The 16,728-nt window shown below is 64.4% G+C and carries 19 protein-coding genes; 10 read left to right on the forward strand and 9 right to left on the reverse strand.

Annotated features, from left to right (window positions below):
• Positions 1–612 (forward strand): class II fructose-bisphosphate aldolase (locus tag WBF82_RS21915; RefSeq protein WP_424385033.1); only part of this gene is annotated, 612 nt, incomplete at its 5' end.
• 1 nt (position 613) lies between these two features.
• Here WBF82_RS21915 and WBF82_RS21920 read toward each other — a convergent pair.
• Both WBF82_RS21920 and WBF82_RS21925 read right to left on the reverse strand, forming a co-directional pair.
• Positions 614–1,474, reverse strand: coding sequence for a hypothetical protein (locus tag WBF82_RS21920; protein WP_424385034.1), 861 nt, complete (start codon positions 1,472–1,474; stop codon positions 614–616).
• Positions 1,475–1,566: 92 nt separating this feature from the next.
• Entirely contained in the window at positions 1,567–2,034 is a 468-nt protein-coding gene (locus WBF82_RS21925) for a hypothetical protein (RefSeq protein WP_424385035.1), read from the reverse strand.
• Positions 2,035–2,288: 254 nt separating this feature from the next.
• On the opposite strand from WBF82_RS21925, the gene WBF82_RS21930 reads away from it, so the two are divergent.
• Positions 2,289–2,705: a DUF3151 domain-containing protein gene (locus WBF82_RS21930; RefSeq protein WP_424385036.1), complete on the forward strand. Its 417-nt coding sequence runs from the start codon at positions 2,289–2,291 to the stop codon at positions 2,703–2,705.
• A gap of 6 nt (positions 2,706–2,711) precedes the next feature.
• Here WBF82_RS21930 and WBF82_RS21935 read toward each other — a convergent pair whose 3' ends face one another.
• The 3 genes from WBF82_RS21935 to WBF82_RS21945 are packed head-to-tail and all read right to left on the reverse strand — an operon-like array spanning position 2,712 to position 5,101.
• Entirely contained in the window at positions 2,712–3,599 is an 888-nt protein-coding gene (locus WBF82_RS21935) for a cation diffusion facilitator family transporter (RefSeq protein ID WP_424385037.1), read from the reverse strand.
• Between the two features lie 44 nt (positions 3,600–3,643).
• Complete coding sequence (locus WBF82_RS21940) at positions 3,644–4,420, reverse strand: site-2 protease family protein (RefSeq protein WP_424385038.1); 777 nt, start codon at positions 4,418–4,420, stop codon at positions 3,644–3,646.
• A gap of 9 nt (positions 4,421–4,429) precedes the next feature.
• On the reverse strand, positions 4,430–5,101 hold the full coding sequence (locus tag WBF82_RS21945; protein ID WP_424385039.1) for a peptidase M50: 672 nt from the start codon (positions 5,099–5,101) through the stop codon (positions 4,430–4,432).
• 44 nt (positions 5,102–5,145) lie between these two features.
• Between WBF82_RS21945 and WBF82_RS21950 the strand changes: the two genes are divergently transcribed.
• Positions 5,146–6,444, forward strand: a complete 1,299-nt coding sequence (locus WBF82_RS21950) for an adenylosuccinate synthase (RefSeq protein ID WP_424385040.1) — start codon at positions 5,146–5,148, stop codon at positions 6,442–6,444.
• Positions 6,441–7,082, forward strand: a complete 642-nt coding sequence (locus tag WBF82_RS21955) for a PaaI family thioesterase (RefSeq protein WP_424385041.1) — start codon at positions 6,441–6,443, stop codon at positions 7,080–7,082. Before WBF82_RS21950 ends, WBF82_RS21955 begins: the two co-directional genes overlap by 4 nt.
• A gap of 3 nt (positions 7,083–7,085) precedes the next feature.
• Here WBF82_RS21955 and WBF82_RS21960 read toward each other — a convergent pair whose 3' ends face one another.
• Entirely contained in the window at positions 7,086–7,919 is an 834-nt protein-coding gene (locus tag WBF82_RS21960) for a class I SAM-dependent methyltransferase (RefSeq protein ID WP_424385042.1), read from the reverse strand.
• Between the two features lie 45 nt (positions 7,920–7,964).
• Positions 7,965–8,435, reverse strand: a complete 471-nt coding sequence (locus tag WBF82_RS21965) for a winged helix-turn-helix transcriptional regulator (protein WP_424385043.1) — start codon at positions 8,433–8,435, stop codon at positions 7,965–7,967.
• Between the two features lie 73 nt (positions 8,436–8,508).
• On the opposite strand from WBF82_RS21965, the gene purT reads away from it, so the two are divergent.
• From purT to WBF82_RS21990, 5 genes are all read left to right on the forward strand, one after another.
• Positions 8,509–9,750, forward strand: coding sequence for a formate-dependent phosphoribosylglycinamide formyltransferase (gene purT, locus WBF82_RS21970; RefSeq protein WP_424385044.1), 1,242 nt, complete (start codon positions 8,509–8,511; stop codon positions 9,748–9,750).
• A 120-nt stretch (positions 9,751–9,870) separates the two neighbouring features.
• A complete protein-coding gene (locus WBF82_RS21975; RefSeq protein WP_424385045.1) occupies positions 9,871–10,287 on the forward strand; it encodes a rhodanese-like domain-containing protein in 417 nt (138 codons plus the stop codon).
• Complete coding sequence (locus WBF82_RS21980) at positions 10,284–11,507, forward strand: O-succinylhomoserine sulfhydrylase (protein ID WP_424385046.1); 1,224 nt, start codon at positions 10,284–10,286, stop codon at positions 11,505–11,507. Before WBF82_RS21975 ends, WBF82_RS21980 begins: the two co-directional genes overlap by 4 nt.
• Positions 11,508–12,223: 716 nt before the next feature.
• Positions 12,224–13,414 (forward strand): hypothetical protein, encoded by a 1,191-nt coding sequence (locus WBF82_RS21985; protein ID WP_424385047.1) that lies wholly within the window; start codon positions 12,224–12,226, stop codon positions 13,412–13,414.
• 166 nt (positions 13,415–13,580) lie between these two features.
• Positions 13,581–14,735, forward strand: a complete 1,155-nt coding sequence (locus tag WBF82_RS21990) for a cellulase family glycosylhydrolase (RefSeq protein WP_424385048.1) — start codon at positions 13,581–13,583, stop codon at positions 14,733–14,735.
• Here WBF82_RS21990 and WBF82_RS21995 read toward each other — a convergent pair.
• Both WBF82_RS21995 and WBF82_RS22000 read right to left on the reverse strand, forming a co-directional pair.
• Entirely contained in the window at positions 14,732–15,589 is an 858-nt protein-coding gene (locus WBF82_RS21995) for an SDR family oxidoreductase (RefSeq protein WP_424385049.1), read from the reverse strand. The genes WBF82_RS21990 and WBF82_RS21995 overlap by 4 nt on opposite strands.
• 137 nt (positions 15,590–15,726) lie before the next feature.
• A complete protein-coding gene (locus WBF82_RS22000; RefSeq protein ID WP_424385050.1) occupies positions 15,727–16,035 on the reverse strand; it encodes a hypothetical protein in 309 nt (102 codons plus the stop codon).
• 398 nt (positions 16,036–16,433) lie between these two features.
• Between WBF82_RS22000 and WBF82_RS22005 the strand changes: the two genes are divergently transcribed.
• Entirely contained in the window at positions 16,434–16,658 is a 225-nt protein-coding gene (locus tag WBF82_RS22005; RefSeq protein ID WP_424385051.1) for a hypothetical protein, read from the forward strand.
• Positions 16,659–16,728: the final 70 nt, after the last annotated feature.

The raw sequence follows: 16,728 nt of genomic DNA on the forward strand, positions 1-16,728 counted from the left end.
GAGATTGCCAAGGAGCTGCTCAAGCACGCCGCAGCCGCCAAGATCATCCTGGAGATCGAGATCGGCGTGGTCGGCGGCGAGGAAGATGGCGTCGCCCACGAGATCAACGACAAGCTCTACACCACGCCAGATGACTTCGAGAAGACCGTCGAAGCGCTAGGACACGGTGAGCACGGCAAGTACCTGCTCGCGGCGACGTTCGGCAACGTGCACGGCGTCTACAAGCCAGGCAACGTCAAGCTCCGCCCGGACATCCTTGCCCAGGGGCAAAAGGTGGCGTCGGCCAAGCTCGGATTGCCCGACGGCTCCAAGCCATTCGACTTCGTTTTCCATGGCGGTTCGGGTTCGCTGAAGTCGGAGATCGAAGAGGCCCTGGGCTACGGCGTGGTGAAGATGAACGTCGACACCGACACGCAGTACTCGTTCACCCGCCCGATCGCCGCTCACATGTTCACCAACTACGACGGCGTGCTCAAGGTCGACGGCGAGGTGGGCAGCAAGAAGGTCTACGACCCGCGCAGCTATCTGAAGAAGGCCGAAGCCGGGATGACCGAGAGGGTCATCGAGGCCTGCAATGACCTGCACTGCGCCGGCAAGTCTGTGTCGGCCTGAGTTACCCTGTACTGGACTCGCAGATCTTCCACTGGTCGTCGCGGTACTGCAGGTCGAAGCTGCGGGTGGAGCGAACCTGCGGCGCGTAGGCCATGAACGCCGTCACGTTGGCTTCGGCGTGGTTGCCGTTGACGACGACCTGGTCGATGTCGGCGACCACCGGATACTGCTTGGCCGCCGCGACCCGGCGATAGGTGTCGGTCCATTCGCGCTCGTCGTAGTTGACATAGTCGTCGCGCATGTTGCCGCATGTGATGCCGCGCAACGTGGACAGGTCGCCGTTCTGCACCGCGACGTCGAAACTTTGGATGGTGCCGCGGACCTGGTCTTCTTGTGAGGCCTTCGGCTTGTTGTGGCTGCGGGTCAGCAGCACGGTGCCCAGCACTGCGACGGCCGCCAACGCCAGGATGATCAGGATCAGTGCCAGTACCCAGCCCCAGCTGCGCTGCGTCGACGGCCGCAATTTGGCGCCCAGCCGCGGCGGAATCAACTGCGGCATAGCCGTTCTCGGCTGCGCTTCGGTCGGTCCAGACGGCGGGTTGCGGGTATCGAAGACCTCGGTCGCCGGCTCGGTGGCGGCATTGATGACCGCCGTCTCCTTGGCGTCGAAACCCGGGGCGGTGAAGCGACGCTCACCGCGCGCACCGCGCTGTTTGGGAGCCTCTTGCTCGCGGTCCGCCTTGGCCATCACCTCGGTCGCGGGGTCCGCCCGGTAGTTCTCGACGGCACCGTCGTCGGGACCGGCAACCTGTTCGGTGGCGTCGGGGTCAGATTCCGTCGGGTCATCCCGATCGACGGCATCTGGATCGGACCCCGGCGCATTCTCCGTGTGGTCGCGGTCAGGCCCTGAGGGATTCGGCATGTGCGCTGGTGTCCTCTTCGCAGTCGAAGTACGTAATGCAGCTTAGCGAAGGTGGGCCACCGCCCGATGTCCGCTTCGGTCAGGTGTTCACCTCAGAACGGGATGGGATCCATGTCCACGATCGGGACCGGCGTGAGGTCGCTGATCGACAGCGGGTCGAAAACAAAATGCTCACCGGCGACCGGGTCGACCAAATCGAAGAAGGAAGACGACGTAGTCGGGAAGTTACTGGAGTCACCAAAGAATTGGCTCATCGTGTCAGTAAAGGTACTGCCGAAAGCCTGGTCTCCGCCCGGAAGAGTGCCGGTGGTTTCCACCAGCGTCGGAAAGCTGAAATGAGGCGTGACGACGCCTGTAGTTTCGTCGACCGTGTCGAAATAGTTCGTGGTGGTGGTAAAGGTCTCAAACGTCGACCCATTGAAGATGGTCAGGGCGTTGACGTCCGCGCCACCATACTGATCGATGTCGTCGGCTAGGGCCGCAGGCCCAGTGGCGACCAGAGCTGCCGCGGTGGCGCCCAGGCAGGCCAACCCGCTACGACGAATAATTGTGTGCTTCATGGGAGACTCCAATGCTCGCGCTTGGATAAGGAGCTGGGCCTCCCGCAAGGACTGTGAGAAGCCCTCAATTATTGACCCACACGTGATTTTTGCTTAGGTGGAACGCCACCCACGTGATAACCCAAGAGAATGGTAAGCGTTTGTTAGACAGAAGGTCAATAGGGCCTTAAAAATTCTCAGTTATTAACGCTCGCATCAAATTCCGCGGCTCGACCGCCGTTCGGCGCGGGGGCGTCGCACGGCACAATAACCCCATGACGCCCATGCATGATCTTCTGGGACCGGACCCGATCCTGCTGCCCGCCGACACCGACGCCGAAGCCCAATTGCAGGCCAACGAAAACCCGGCCATGGTCGCCGCCGCATACCCGTCGGCCTCGGTGGCGTGGGCAGCGCTGGCCGAGGAAGCGCTCGACGACGACAAGGCGATCACCGCCTACGCGTACGCCCGGACCGGCTATCACCGCGGCCTGGACAAGCTGCGCCGCAACGGCTGGAAGGGGTTCGGGCCGGTGCCGTATTCCCATGAGCCCAATCGCGGTTTTCTGCGCTGCGTGGCCGCGCTGGCGAGGGCGGCCGACGCTATCGGCGAAACCGATGAGCAGATGCGGTGTCTGGATCTGCTCGACGACTGCGATCCGGCTGCCCGCGCCGCGCTCGGGCTCGGCTGAGCCGCTTCAGCAACCGCCCGCGCAGTCACCGTCTGCCCCCGGCGGCTCCACTTGGATTGTGGCGTGGCCTAATCCGTGCGCGGCAAGAACGGACCGGGCCGCGCCGAGTACCCGCACCGAGTCACCAGAGCTGGCCAGGTGCGCGGTCACCATGTCTTTGCCGGGTACCAACGTCCAGACGTGCAGATCGTGCACGTCGGTCACGCCGTCGACCGCGCGCAGCGCCGAACGCAGTTTCTCGACGTCAATATGGCTGGGCGACGACTCGGACAGGATGCGCAACGCGCCGCCGGCCAGTGACAACGCCCGCGGCAGCACCCACAGCGCGACCAGGACGGCGACCACCACGTCGGCGTAGGGCCAGTGCGTGGTGATCGTGACCACGCCGGCGATCAGCACCCCAATGCTGCCGACCATGTCGGCGATGACTTCCATGTAGGCGCCCTTGACGGCCAGGCTCTGCGTCGAGTCTGACCGCAGCAGCATTGCGACCGCCGCATTAGTGGCCAGCCCGGCCAGCGCCACAACGATCATCGGCATCCCCGGGACTTCCGGCGCATGGCCGATTCGACCGATCGCTTCGCGCAGGATGATCGTCGCCACCGCGATCAGCAGGACGGCGTTGGCCACGGCGGTAAACACCTCGGCCCGGTGCCAACCGTAGGTGCGGCCCGGCGACGAGCTGCCGCGACGGGCCAGCACCAGAGCGCACAGCCCCATGAAGGTGGCCGCCACGTCGGTCAGGATGTGACCCGCGTCGGCCAGCAGTGCCATCGAGCCGATCACCAACGCGGTGGTTAGTTCGACGACGAAGAACCCGCCCAGCAATGCCGTCGCAGCAACCATTTTCGGCACTGGTGTGGCGGCGTTGGTGTGTGCATGGCCGTCGCCCATGCGGCTAAATGTATGCGTGCTTGCGCATATATTGCAAGCTCTGGTCAGAACCAGGCGTGCCAGAACCGAGTCAGTTGCATGCCGGCATTAGCGAGCATCCCTGGCACTCCGGACAGCTCGTAGAACCAATAGACGACTCCGAAAAACCATTGGTTGAGCAGCGGCGCGATCAGGATGACCAGCAGAATCAGCCAGCCGAATTGCTTGGCCGGTTCCAGCGAGCGCTGGGTCTCCGGGCTCAAATGCGGCTCCAGCGCGCTGTAGCCATCGAGGCCTGGGATCGGCAGCAGGTTCAGCAGTACTGCGGTGACCTGGAGGAAGCCCAAGAACGCCACCCCGGCCCAGAGCACCGGGTGCATCGGGTCGAAAAATAATCGGGTCAGCCCAAGCAGCAGGACGGCCAGCAGCAGGTTGGCCGCCGGCCCGGCCAGGCTCACCAGGGTTCGTCGCAGAGGGGTCATGAACGTCGTCCGCAGATAGACCGCGGCGCCGGGCAGGCCGATGCCGCCGAGGGCGATGAACAACATCGGGAGACCCAGCGACAGCAGCGGATGGCTATAGCGTCGCGGATCCAGGCTCAGATAGCCGCGCACGGCGATGTCGCGATCGCCGAACCGCCACGCGGTGAGCGCGTGACCGAATTCGTGCAGGCACAGCGACACCACCCAGCCGGCGATCACGAAGATGAATACGCCGGCGTAGGCAAGCGCGCCCAGGTCGGCGCCGTCCAGCCAAGCCAGCACGCCGCCGAAAACCGTCACCGCGACGATGGCCAGAAAAATCGGGCTGGGCCGCACCGATTGGTGCACTGGCAAGTTCACGCCACGAAACTACCGGACCAGCAGCCAGCCCTCGGTGTTGCGATAGAACGTCGACCTCCGCGCCGCCCGCGGTGCGGGAACCCCGTCGCGGACCACGGCCACACCCGTGGTGCCAAGCTGCACTGCTCGTCCGGTCAGCCAGCGCTGCGACCGGCCGCCGGACACACGTGCCCGCAGTCCCGGCGGGCCCGCCGTCGGCTCGATCCGCACCTCGGCGACATCGCCGTCGAAGAGCACGGCGTCGTCGACGACGGCTTCGCCATGTAGCAGCTGCGCGTCGTCGGGTGAGCGCCAGAGAGCTGCTCCCACGATCGCCGTCCCGGTCTCGTCGCGGATCAGCGGCACCCGCCGAGCCGATCCGCGCCGCGCGCGGCGGCCCGCCCGCACGCCGGCCGGTATCCGGTAGGCCCGAGTAGCGGCCGAGCGTTGTCGCGAGCTGAAGCCGACCTCAACCTCGAGCATCTCGATCCGCAGTAATCGGGTCAGCACCGCGGCCAAGTCCGTATCCGAGCCGACCACGATCAGCCGCCGATGGGCGTGCGCCGCGGCATCGATTTCCCCGGCGTCGGCGACCGGCAACCCGCGCAAAGTCCCCGGCACACGATGCTCGCCGAACACAAGCACGGCGATGTCGTGGTCGTTAATGGTTTCCTCGCAAACGGCTGAGATAGGGTGGGTCACCGGCTGGACCACAATAAGCGGCACTTACGAGTGGGAGAAATGCCATGCCGGCAATCGTCCTGATCGGCGCCCAATGGGGCGACGAGGGCAAGGGCAAGGCCACCGACCTGCTCGGCGGCCGCGCCAAGTGGGTGGTGCGTTATCAGGGCGGCAACAACGCCGGACACACCGTGGTGTTGCCCACTGGCGAGAACTTCGCCCTGCACCTCATCCCGTCGGGTGTGCTCACCCCCGGCGTCACCAACGTCATCGGCAACGGCGTGGTGGTCGACCCCGGCGTCCTGCTCGACGAGCTGAAGGGCCTCGAGGACCGCGGCGTGGACACCTCGAAGCTGCTGATCTCGGCCGACGCGCATCTGCTGATGCCCTATCACGTGGCCATCGACAAGGTGACCGAGCGCTACATGGGCAGCAAGAAGATCGGCACTACCGGCCGCGGCATCGGACCGTGCTATGAGGACAAGATCGCCCGCATCGGCATCCGGGTCGCCGACGTGCTCGATACCGATGCGCTGACCCACAAGGTTGAGGCCGCACTGGAACTCAAAAATCAGATCCTGGTCAAGATCTACAACCGCAAGGCACTCGACCCTGCGCACGTCGTCGAGGTGCTCCTCGACCAAGCCGAGGGTTTTCGGCACCGCATCGCCGACACCCGGCTGCTGCTCAACACCGCGCTGGAGGCCGGCGAAACCGTGTTGCTGGAAGGCTCGCAGGGCACCCTGCTGGACGTCGACCACGGCACGTATCCCTATGTGACGTCGTCGAATCCGACCGCTGGCGGCGCGGCCGTCGGCTCTGGTATCGGGCCGACCCGCATTACCGCCGTGTTGGGAATCCTCAAGGCCTACACCACCCGGGTCGGCTCTGGGCCCTTCCCCACCGAATTGTTCGACGCGAACGGCGAATACCTGTCCAAAACCGGCGGTGAGTTCGGCGTCACCACGGGGCGCCGTCGCCGCTGCGGCTGGTTCGACGCCGTGATCGCCCGCTATGCCACCCGGGTCAACGGCATCACCGACTACTTCTTGACCAAGCTGGACGTGTTGTCCAGCCTGGAAACCGTCCCGGTGTGTGTCGGCTACACGGTCGATGGCAAACGCACGCACGACATGCCGATGACCCAAAGCGATTTGGGCCGTGCCGAACCCATCTACGAAGAGCTGCCGGGGTGGTGGGAAGACATCTCCGACGCAAGGACGTTCGACGACCTGCCCGCCAAAGCGCGTGACTATGTGCTACGGCTGGAAGAGCTTGCCGGAGCGCATGTTTCGTGTATTGGCGTCGGTCCGGGCCGTGATCAGACCATCGTTCGCCGCGACGTCCTGGCGGCTCGCCCGTGACCGAATCTTCGCAGCGCCCAGAACAACTCGATCCCGACTACGAGCACCATGGCGGCTTTCCGGAGTATGGCGCCGCGAGCCCAGGGCCGGGCTTCGGCCGGTTCGTCACCGCGATGCGCGGGTTGCAGGACCTGGCGGTGTCCGCAGACCCCAGCGACGACGTCTGGGACGACGCCGCCGACCGCGCCGAGGCGCTATCGGCAGTGCTGGGGCCGTTTCACGCGCCTGAGGGCCAGGGTCCGGCCGGCCGATCGCCGCAATTGCCGGGAATGGGCAGCCTGCTGTTGCCGCCGTGGACGATGAGCAGGTTCGACTCCGACGGCGTCGAAATGCGCGGCCACTTCTGCCGTTTTCATGTGGGCGGCAACGGGGCGGTGCACGGCGGCGTGCTTCCGCTGCTGTTCGACCACGTCTTCGGGATGGTGGTGCACGCGGCGGGCCGGCCGATCAGCCGGACCGGCTTCCTGCACGTCGATTACCGCAAGATCACCCCGATCGACACCCCGTTGGTGGTCCGCGGGCATGTTGCTGCCACCGAGGGCCGCAAGGCCTTTGTCCTCGGCGAACTGCTCGACGGCGATCAGCTGCTGGCCGAAGCCAATGGCCTAATGGTCCGGCTGTTGCCCGGCCAGCCGTAATTCCTAGACCCGGCTCCAGGCCGTGATGATGGCCGGGGTAGTCGCCAGGCCGCCGCCTGCGGCAATTTCCTCGCGTAGCCGGGGCAGCAGGGCATCCGGATCGGCGAACTCACCGGTGCTTAGCCCGAGTTTTTCGCGCGCGGGCAGCAGCGACCGCAACGCCTCGACGATGAAGGACATGAGCTCCGCGTGGTCGGCTCCGCCCACCGGTGCACCGAGCGCCATCCGCGGAGCACCCAGCCCTGCCCGCTGAAATAGCGTGGGCAGCGTCGCTGCGAACGTCGGGTCCAGGCCCATGGCAGTGAAGGTTTCGATGATCGTGTCTCGCGCTGTCCGCCAGAGCGGCAGGTCGGGCACGCTGCGCGCCCCGCTCATGTCGAACTCGGAAAACGCGATGAAGCCACCCGGCCGGACCAGACCCGCGAGTTGACGCAGTGTGCCCACCGGGTCGGGCAGGTGCATCAGAATTAACCGCCCAATCACGGCGTCGACTGGTTGGTCGAGAGCGAGGTCGCCGACCGTGGTCTGCTCAAACCGAACCGATTCCAGACCTTGCTCCGCGGCGCGGGTGCGGGCGAGCTTGATGATGTCGGCCGCGGCGTCGATGCCGAGCACCGTGCCTTCGGGCCCGACCAGCCGCGCGGCTACGAACGACACGTCGCCGGGCCCGCACCCCACGTCCAGCACCCGCATCCCGGACCGCAGGCCGGCCAGCCGCAGCGCCTGCTCGGTGTAGGGGTCGTACAGCCGGGCCTGCAGCAGCAGCCGCTGGACTTCCGCGTCCGCGTGACCGAGGACATAGGTGCTCGCGTTGGACGGCATTTGGTCGACGGTCACGGCTACCTCCAGGTCGATTGCGTGATGCAATCGACTATTCCACAGTCACTTTTGTGATGCAACTGACTGTGCGGCGCCGGGACCGGGCGTCAGCTCCACGTCGGCGGGTCCCAGGCCGGCACCGCAGTCAGCGCAGGTGAGTCGCGGAGTGAGACGACCTCCGCAGTTGCGGTGCAACGGGAGCAGAGGGGGACCGTCCGGAGCGAGGTAGCGATCGCCCCAAAACAGCAGGGACATCAGCACTGGCCACAGGTCCTTGCCCTGCGAGGTGAGGTGGTATTCGTAGCGATCCGGCCGCTCCTGATAACGGCGCCGCTCCAGCACGCCGACCTCGGTCAACCGGGACAACCGGTCGCTGAGCACGTTGTGCGCCACTCCCAACTTGGCGCGGAAATCATCAAAGCGCCGCACCCCCCGGAACGCGTCGCGAACGATCAGCAGCGTCCATCGGTCGCCGATCAGTTCCAAACTGCGAGCGATCGAGCAGACCTGATGTTCGTAAGTGCGGGGGAGCATGCTGCCATGTTACTTGCATCATGCAAGTCATAATTCAGCCTCGCTTGATACACGGAACCTATCCTTGATCAGCGTGACCTACGACGAGTCGACCCCGGGACAGCATCCCGACCCTGGCGCGGCCGAACGGACCACGGTGATGTTGCTGGGGTCCGGAGAGTTCAGCCGCGAGCTGGCAATCGCTTTTCAACGGCTCGGCGCTGAGGTGATCGCCGTCGAGCGGTATGCCGATGCCCCGGCGCACGGTGTCGCCGACCAGTCGCTGGTGGTCAACATGACCGACTCCGACGAGCTGACCGCGGCAATCGGACGGCTGAAGCCGAACTTCGTGGTGACGGCGTCCGACGTGGTCGCCGCCGACGCGTTGACGGCCGCGGCCGAAACCGGTTTCACCGAAGTCTTCCCCACCGCACGCTGCGCCCGGCTCACGGCCGACCGCGAGGGGCTCCGACGCCTGGCCGCCGACGAGCTTGGCCTGCCTACCGCGCCATTCTGGTTCGCCGGATCGCTCGACGAACTGCGCGCGGTTGCCGACCACGCCGGCTATCCGCTGCGGGTGCAGCCGGTGGCGGCCGTGGCGGGCGCGGGACAGTCGGTGGTCTTGTTACCGGCCGACGTCGAGCCGGCCTGGCAGCGTGCGGTGTCGGCCGGCGGTCGGCTGGCCCACAACCGAGTGCTGGCCGAGGCCCTCGTCGAGATCGACTTCCACCTCACGCTGCTCACGGTGCGCAGTGTTGGGCGGACGGGGCCGACTGTCGAGTTCTGCGCCCCGATCGGGCATGGCGAGGCCATCGGTGACGTCCAGGAATCCTGGCAACCCCAAGACCTGAGCAGCGCTGCATTGGACGCTGCCAAGTCGATCGCCGCCCGAATCGTCAAGTCGTTGGGCGGGCGCGGCGTGTTCGGTGTGGAGCTGATGGTCCGCGGCGACGAGGTGTATTTCAGCGACGTCACCGCCCGCCCGTTCGAGAGCGGCCTGGTCACGTTGCGCACTCAGCGCCTTTCGGAATTCGAACTGCAGGCCCGGGCAATTCTGGGCCTGCCCTCCGACACCATCATGATTTCGCCGGGCGCCGCGGAGGTGATCTACGCCGGCCAGGATGGGCCTGGCGCGGCGGCGGGCTCGCAGGGCTCAAAAACGGTTGGCGGGTTGGCCGATGCGCTGCGGACGCCGGAGAGCGACGTGCGCGTGTTCGGCCGCGGCGAAGCCGAAGAGCGGCGTCCGCTGGGCGTAGCCGTCGTCACTGCCAAGGACGTGAGCGCGGCGCGGAGCCGTGCCCGCGAGGTGTCAGCGGCACTGCGTCGGCTCTGGTAGCGGACCGCCCAGTCAGGTATGCGACACTCACGCGGGTGAGCCGCGCTGGCGACGATGCAGAACGCAGCGATGTGGGGGTACCACCCAGCCGCTAAGCGGCGAGGGGGAGAGGAGCGGCGCATGACGTACGCAGGAGATATCACCCCGGAGCAGGCTTGGAAGCTGCTCGGCGAGAACCCCGAGGCGGTGCTGGTCGACGTGCGCACCGACGCCGAATGGCGCTTGGTCGGGGTGCCCGACTTGTCCAGTCTGGGCCGCGAGGTCGTCTACATCGAGTGGAATCGTCTCGACGGCACGCGTAATGGCAACTTCGTTGCCGAACTTTCCGATCAACTGCCGCCCGCGAAGGGGGACCGGCCGGTGATCTTCCTGTGTCGCTCTGGCAACCGCTCCATCAGCGCGGCCGAGGCTGCCACCGAGGCGGGTTTCGCCCCGTCGTACAACATGCTGGACGGGTTCGAAGGACATCTCGACGCCGAAAGCCACCGCGGCGGGGTCGGTTGGCGCGCAATCGGATTGCCTTGGAAGCAAACGTGACTGACAAGCCGCGTTCGGTTCGCACACCTGAGCCGCTGCCCGACGGTGTCAGCCAGGCCACCATCGGCGTGCGCGGCGGCATTTTGCGGTCGCAGTTCGAAGAGACTGCCGAGGCAATGTATTTGGCGTCCGGCTATGTCTACGGGTCTGCTGCTGCCGCGGAGAAGTCTTTCACCGGCGAAATCGACCGCTATGTCTACTCTCGCTACGGCAACCCCACGGTCAGCATGTTCGAGGAACGTTTGCGTTTGATCGAGGGCGCACCGGCAGCCTTCGCGACCGCGAGCGGGATGGCGGCGGTTTTCACCTCGCTGGGCGCGCTGCTGGGCGCCGGCGATCGGCTGGTCGCTGCGCGCAGCCTGTTCGGGTCGTGTTTCGTTGTGTGCGACGAGATCCTGCCGCGCTGGGGCATCGAGACCGTGTTTGTCGACGGCGACGACCTATCCCAGTGGGAGAAGGCGCTGTCGGTCCCCGCCCAGGCGGTGTTCTTCGAGACGCCGTCGAACCCGATGCAGTCGCTGGTCGATATTGCCGCGGTCACCGAGCTTTCGCACGCGGCCGGAGCGAAAGTTGTCCTAGACAATGTCTTCGCGACTCCGCTACTGCAGCAGGGCTTTCCGCTGGGCGTCGACGTGGTGGTCTACTCCGGCACCAAACACATTGACGGCCAAGGACGGACGCTAGGCGGGGCGATTCTCGGCGACAAAGAGTACATCGATGGCCCGGTGCAGAAACTTATGCGGCACACGGGACCGGCGATGAGTGCGTTCAATGCCTGGGTCATGCTCAAAGGCCTTGAGACGCTGGCGATCCGGGTCGACTACCAGAATGCCTCAGCGCAACGGATTGCCGAATACCTGGAGGGACACCGGGCGGTGCGGTGGGTGCGTTACCCATTTCTGACGTCGCATCCACAGTACGATCTAGCCAAACGTCAGATGTCAGGCGGCGGAACCGTGGTGACGTTCGAACTTGATGTTCCCGACAGTGTGGCCAAGCAGCGGGCTTTCGAGGTACTGGACAAGCTGCAGCTGATCAACATTTCCAATAATCTGGGCGACGCGAAATCCCTTGTCACTCATCCCGCGACGACCACCCACCGCGCAATGGGACCCGAAGGCCGCGCCGCTATCGGGCTTGGTGATGGCGTAGTTCGAATTTCCGTCGGACTGGAAAGTACCGACGATCTAATCGCCGATATCGATCAGGCGTTGCGCTGAAAGCTGGCAGGATTCTCACAGAATGCTGATCTGTTGGTTCCTACCGCCAGGTGTTATGGCGTTATGGTGTTATTCACCTTGGTGTTTCCAGCTTTTTCCGATCAGTTTGGCAGTTAAGAATGTTTAGCGCGATGGTTAATGTGTTTAGCACCGGTGTTCAGGCGTGTGTGGCAACATCAAGGCGTCGGCACCGCCGCCGGATAAACGGCCACGCCTAACCGCGCTGGGCCAGATATGGAGAGACGAGAGTGTTTTCGTGTAATCGCCGTCCGCGGACGTCGCCTCATCCGTTGACCGGCGAACTTCACGATTGGATGGTGCAAGTCGACGGACACGAAGTTGCTTGGCAGAGCTATGCCGGTCCGGTGCGACTTGATGAAACGGACATCGCCATCGCCAGCCGTAAGTTGCTTTCGATCGAGCCGTGTGACTTGCTCGACATGGTTCTTGAGCATGTCGAGTTCTCGTCACCGGCCGATGGGCAGTCGCGTTTGATCGTGCATTCGACGACACCGTTCGCCCGCGGGTTCGAGACAGACCTCACGGCGATGGTTGAGGGACGGCCGGTCTCAGACCTGACGACATATGTGGAGACTCGCGGTTTGTATCTCGCGCGCAGCGGTGATCTGGCCGTCGGTCGAACTCGGCCATGGCGTCGCGCGATTGCCAAGCAAGGTGTTAGGCGGTTGGCGCTTCCGGATACCGACCACTACTACATGTCGCACGCGCTGCTGCGCCGGGCGGTTGATGCTGGGGACCGCGATCCTGTGTTGGCTCGGATCATCGAGTTCCTACGCGAACGACCTTCAGCAGTGGTGTCTCCGTATGACTTTGAGCCAGAGTTTCAAATACTGGTGACCTGGTTGGCGCAGGCTGCGGGTCTTAAGCGAATTCGGGTTGACGCCAACAACTCTCGCCTCGGCGCTTGGAACGGCAAGCGTATGCTGCATCCGACCGTCGAGTCTGCGCTGCGGCTGCACGGTCAGGTGTCCGGCCAACCGGCCCAGGTCATATTGGACCAGGAGCACCGCGCCAGCGAGGCGTTTCAAGCGCTGCGGGCAGCACTGCCAGTGCTCCCGGGCTATACGGTGCCGTGGCGGGAGAACCGCTGTGACTTCAGCGATGATCTTGTCCGGGCGAGCATGCTTTTGAAGGAACGCTATGGGTTTTCGCGTGGTTGTCTGAAGCCGTCCGACGGCGGCAATGGCGGCCGCATCGAAGCCGGAATCGAACTCGATGACACATCGCGTCTGGAAGACCTTGCGGTGAAGGCATGGAATTTGGGCGGCGACCAAGTTCTCGAGGCACACGTTAACTACTTCCAGAGAGAGGTCGGCGGCGAGCAAGTGTTGACCACTCCGTCGGCGCATGTGCGGTCGGGAAAGTTGTTGGACGGGCTGACCCTTCAGTTCATGCGTGGCACGTCGTGGAAGGGCAACATCTTTGTGGGCGACTCTGATTGGCAGGCACTGGGATTGGACAGGGCGACGTACCCCAAGCTCCGGAAAGCGATGGCCGATCTGACCAGGCGCCTGCGCTTACTGCACTGTGGCGTTGACTTTGCCATCGGTACTTTGGGCGGCAAGTTCGGCGATTCCGTCGTGGCCGCCGTGCAAGACATCAATCCAAAAGTGACCGGCGCCTTGTTCTTACGTGAGTTCATGGCGCGCTATCCCGCGGTGGGTGTCGGCGCTGCGACGCGCGTTCTCGTGCCGGACGCTACGGAAAGCGCCGAGAAGATCCGCTCGCTACTGTCAGAATTCTCAAGGGCAGACCAGCCTTGTGAGGAAGTTGCCGTCGTTCCGGGACGGTGGGCGATGATCGCTACGTCTGGACGGACTTCGGTGTTGGCGGGTGCTCAGGCGCTGACCCTTGAGCGGATGCTGACTGCTGGCGCCGGAATGTAACACCGCGGGCGCAGCACTCGACGACAACACGCAGAGCGTCCAATGTCTCGATGAGATAACAGTTCCCGCAACGATTCACCTCGTCGTGAAACAAACGCGAAACAAAGTGGTGCGACGCGCTGGACGAATACCGGGAACATCGCCTTAGGCAACTTATCGTCATTTCGTGTACCGCCGTACGGTTCTGAAGCTACCGCTGGTGTTGGCCGCCGGCGCGGCTCTGGCTCAGTCACCTCGCGCCTCCGCGGATCCGCCGCGCGCCTCCGCCGAGCCCAGTCGGTGGTCACCCGACCGTGCCAACAGTTGGTACCAAGCGCAGGGATGGCCCGTCGGCGCCAACTTCATTACTTCCAACGCCATCAATCAGCTCGAGATGTTTCAGCCCGGCAGCTACGACCCGCGGCGCATCGATACCGAACTGGGCTGGGCCCGGTTCCACGGCCTCAACACGGTGCGGGTGTTCCTCCACGATCAGCTCTGGGCGCAGGATTCTCGGGGCTTTCAAGCACGTCTCGCGCAGTTCGTTGGCATCGCGGCCCGACATCGCATCAAACCGCTGTTCGTCCTATTCGACTCCTGTTGGGATCCGATGCCCCGGCTGGGTCGCCAGCACGCGCCGACGCCAGGGGTGCACAACTCGGGGTGGGTACAAAGCCCCGGCGCTGAGCGGATCGATGACCGTCGCTACACCCGCACTCTGCAGGATTACGTCACGGGCGTTATGACCCAATTCCGCAATGACGACCGTGTTTTGGGTTGGGACCTGTGGAACGAACCCGACAATCCGGCAAAGCAGTACCGCAGCGTCGAGCGGTCGGACAAGCTGGAACGTGTCGCCGATCTGCTACCCCAGGTGTTTGCGTGGGCGCGCTCCGTTGATGCTCGTCAACCTTTGACCAGTGGGGTGTGGGATGGAGAATGGGGAGATCCCGCAAGCCGCAGCACAATTGCGGGCATCCAGCTTGCCAATTCAGACGTGATCACGTTCCACTCCTATGCCGAGCCGGAGACCTTCGAGTCCCGAATCACCGAGCTTGCCCCGCAGGGCCGGCCAATTCTGTGTACCGAGTATATGGCGCGGCCGATGGGCAGCACCATCGAGAGCATCCTGCCGATTGCCAAGCGGCACAACGTCGGTGCGATCAACTGGGGCTTGGTCGCCGGGAAGACGCAGACCTATTTCCCGTGGGACTCGTGGGATCACCCCTACGCGGCTGTTCCGAAGGTATGGTTCCACGATCTGCTGCGGCCGGATGGAACGCCCTTCGGAGGCAACGAGTCTCAAACGATCAGAATGCTGAGCGCCGCGGGAGCCAGTTAGTCTTTGTGTTCGACGACGCCCGTCGCGTGCTGCGCACGGTCCTCGTATGCCCGCCGGACGCCCGCGTCGAAGTTGAGGAACACCGTGTCGTTGCCCATCTTCTTGTTCAGCCAGCGGCGGCCGCGGTCCGAGAGTAGCTGCGCCACGATCGCGATGAACCGACCGTTGCCGGGCACCGAGACCTGGGTCTTCGGCTTGTCGAGCACTTTGACGATCGCCGCGGCAATATCGGTGGGCTCCACCGGCTTTTGCGCTGCCGACGGCGACGTGCCGGCGATCAGTTCGGTGTTGGTGAATGTCGGCAGCACCGCGGTGACCTTCACGCCGTGGGGGGCGAATTCGTCTGCCATCGCGGTGGATACGCCCACGACCGCGAATTTGGTTCCGGCATAGACGATTTGGCCGGGCACGGCCACCATGCCGGCTAGCGAGGCGATATTGATGATGTGCCCGCTGTGGCGCTTCACCATTTCCGGTAGCACCAGCTGACAGCCGGTGAGCACGCCATAGAAGTTGACCTCGATCGAGGACCGGATGGCCTGCGCCGATTGCTCCAGGAATGGGCCCACCGGCATGACGCCGGCGTTGTTGATCAACACGTCGATGTGCCCGCCTCCGTCGGCGCGGGCTTTGTCGAGGAAGGCCGCGAACGATCCGCGATCGGTGACGTCCAGCGGATGGCCGGACACCGAGCCGAGGCTGCTCATGCCGGCGACCGCGCTCTCGAGGACGTCGACATCCCGGTCGCCGATGACCACCCGTGCACCCCGCGCCAGCAGCGCTTTCGCGGTGGCGTGCCCGATGCCACGGGCAGCGCCGGTGATGACGATGGTCTTACCCCGGATGTTGTCCATGTCGACGGACTTTACAGGTGTCAAGTCTGGCGGGAAACCGTGGTCAGGCTATGGACCGGTGTCGGCTCGGTACCGCTGCGGTCCAAGAACGCGGGATGGAAACCGCTGAAATTCGGAAGCGGCTGTCTCCTCTGCTGTTAGCGGTCGACGATGACTTCTGCGCCGTTGCCACCTGTGCACACCACGCCTGAGCCCGTCGTCGAGCAGTCCATGTTGTAGGACTCCCCGGTCACGGGTGAGTACACGTTCTCCAACAGTCCACCGTCGGGGTAGATGAAGGAGTTGCGCCAGGCGTCTCCCACATTGACGGCGAACTCACAGCTGGTCGGCCCGACGGCCACCACGTAGCCGTTACACCTGGTGTCGGCGTGTGCCGGTGCCGGGGCCACCAGGGCGATCCCGGCGGCGACGAACGCACCGACCCCTATTGCCAGTGTGGATCTCATAACCTTTTCCTTTCGTTGGCGTGCCAGGTGCCCACCACCGGGGCGCCGTTCTCAGCACGGTGCGCGATGCCGTCACGGGCGCGCTTACGTTCTATCGCTTTAAAGATCGCGCCGACGCCATCCCGAGAGCACCCATAAGGCCGATCGGCCAGGAAACAAACAGCCATAAACGGCTTTTCCTAGAATGAACCATTTATGAGTCCTTTCTAATGAATGTTCGTCCATCTTGCGCCGAGGTCGGTCATCGCGCCCGACAATGCGCAGAATGCGGCAGGACTCTTGAAAGAATCTTGGCGAGATTGTTGCGGTCGGCGCCGGCGGCGCCTCCGTGGCTAAAGTGTTCTTCAGCCAGTCGATACCACCACTTGCTGAAAACATTTTGGGCGGCTTGGCATGACGTGCAACTACCCGATGGCACCGTCGAGTGGACGTCGCCGATCGGAGACACCTACACCACCAAACCCGGTTGGGCCGTGTTCTTTCCCGCATTGGCCGCGCCTACCGGCGAATTGAGGTTGCCGACCACCAGCCCAGCCCAGGGCCGCCGTCAAACCCGCGCCGCCGAGCGCGCCGTCCGCATCGCCTCCGAGCGACGGATCAACGAGGCGCGGATCGCGGTTTAACGACCCACCCCCGTTCTAGATGCCGAGATCCTTGGCGATGATCGTCTTCATGATCTCGGTGGTTCCACCG

This window comes from Mycobacterium sp. (assembly GCF_049673265.1).
Lineage (GTDB): Bacteria > Actinomycetota > Actinomycetes > Mycobacteriales > Mycobacteriaceae > Mycobacterium.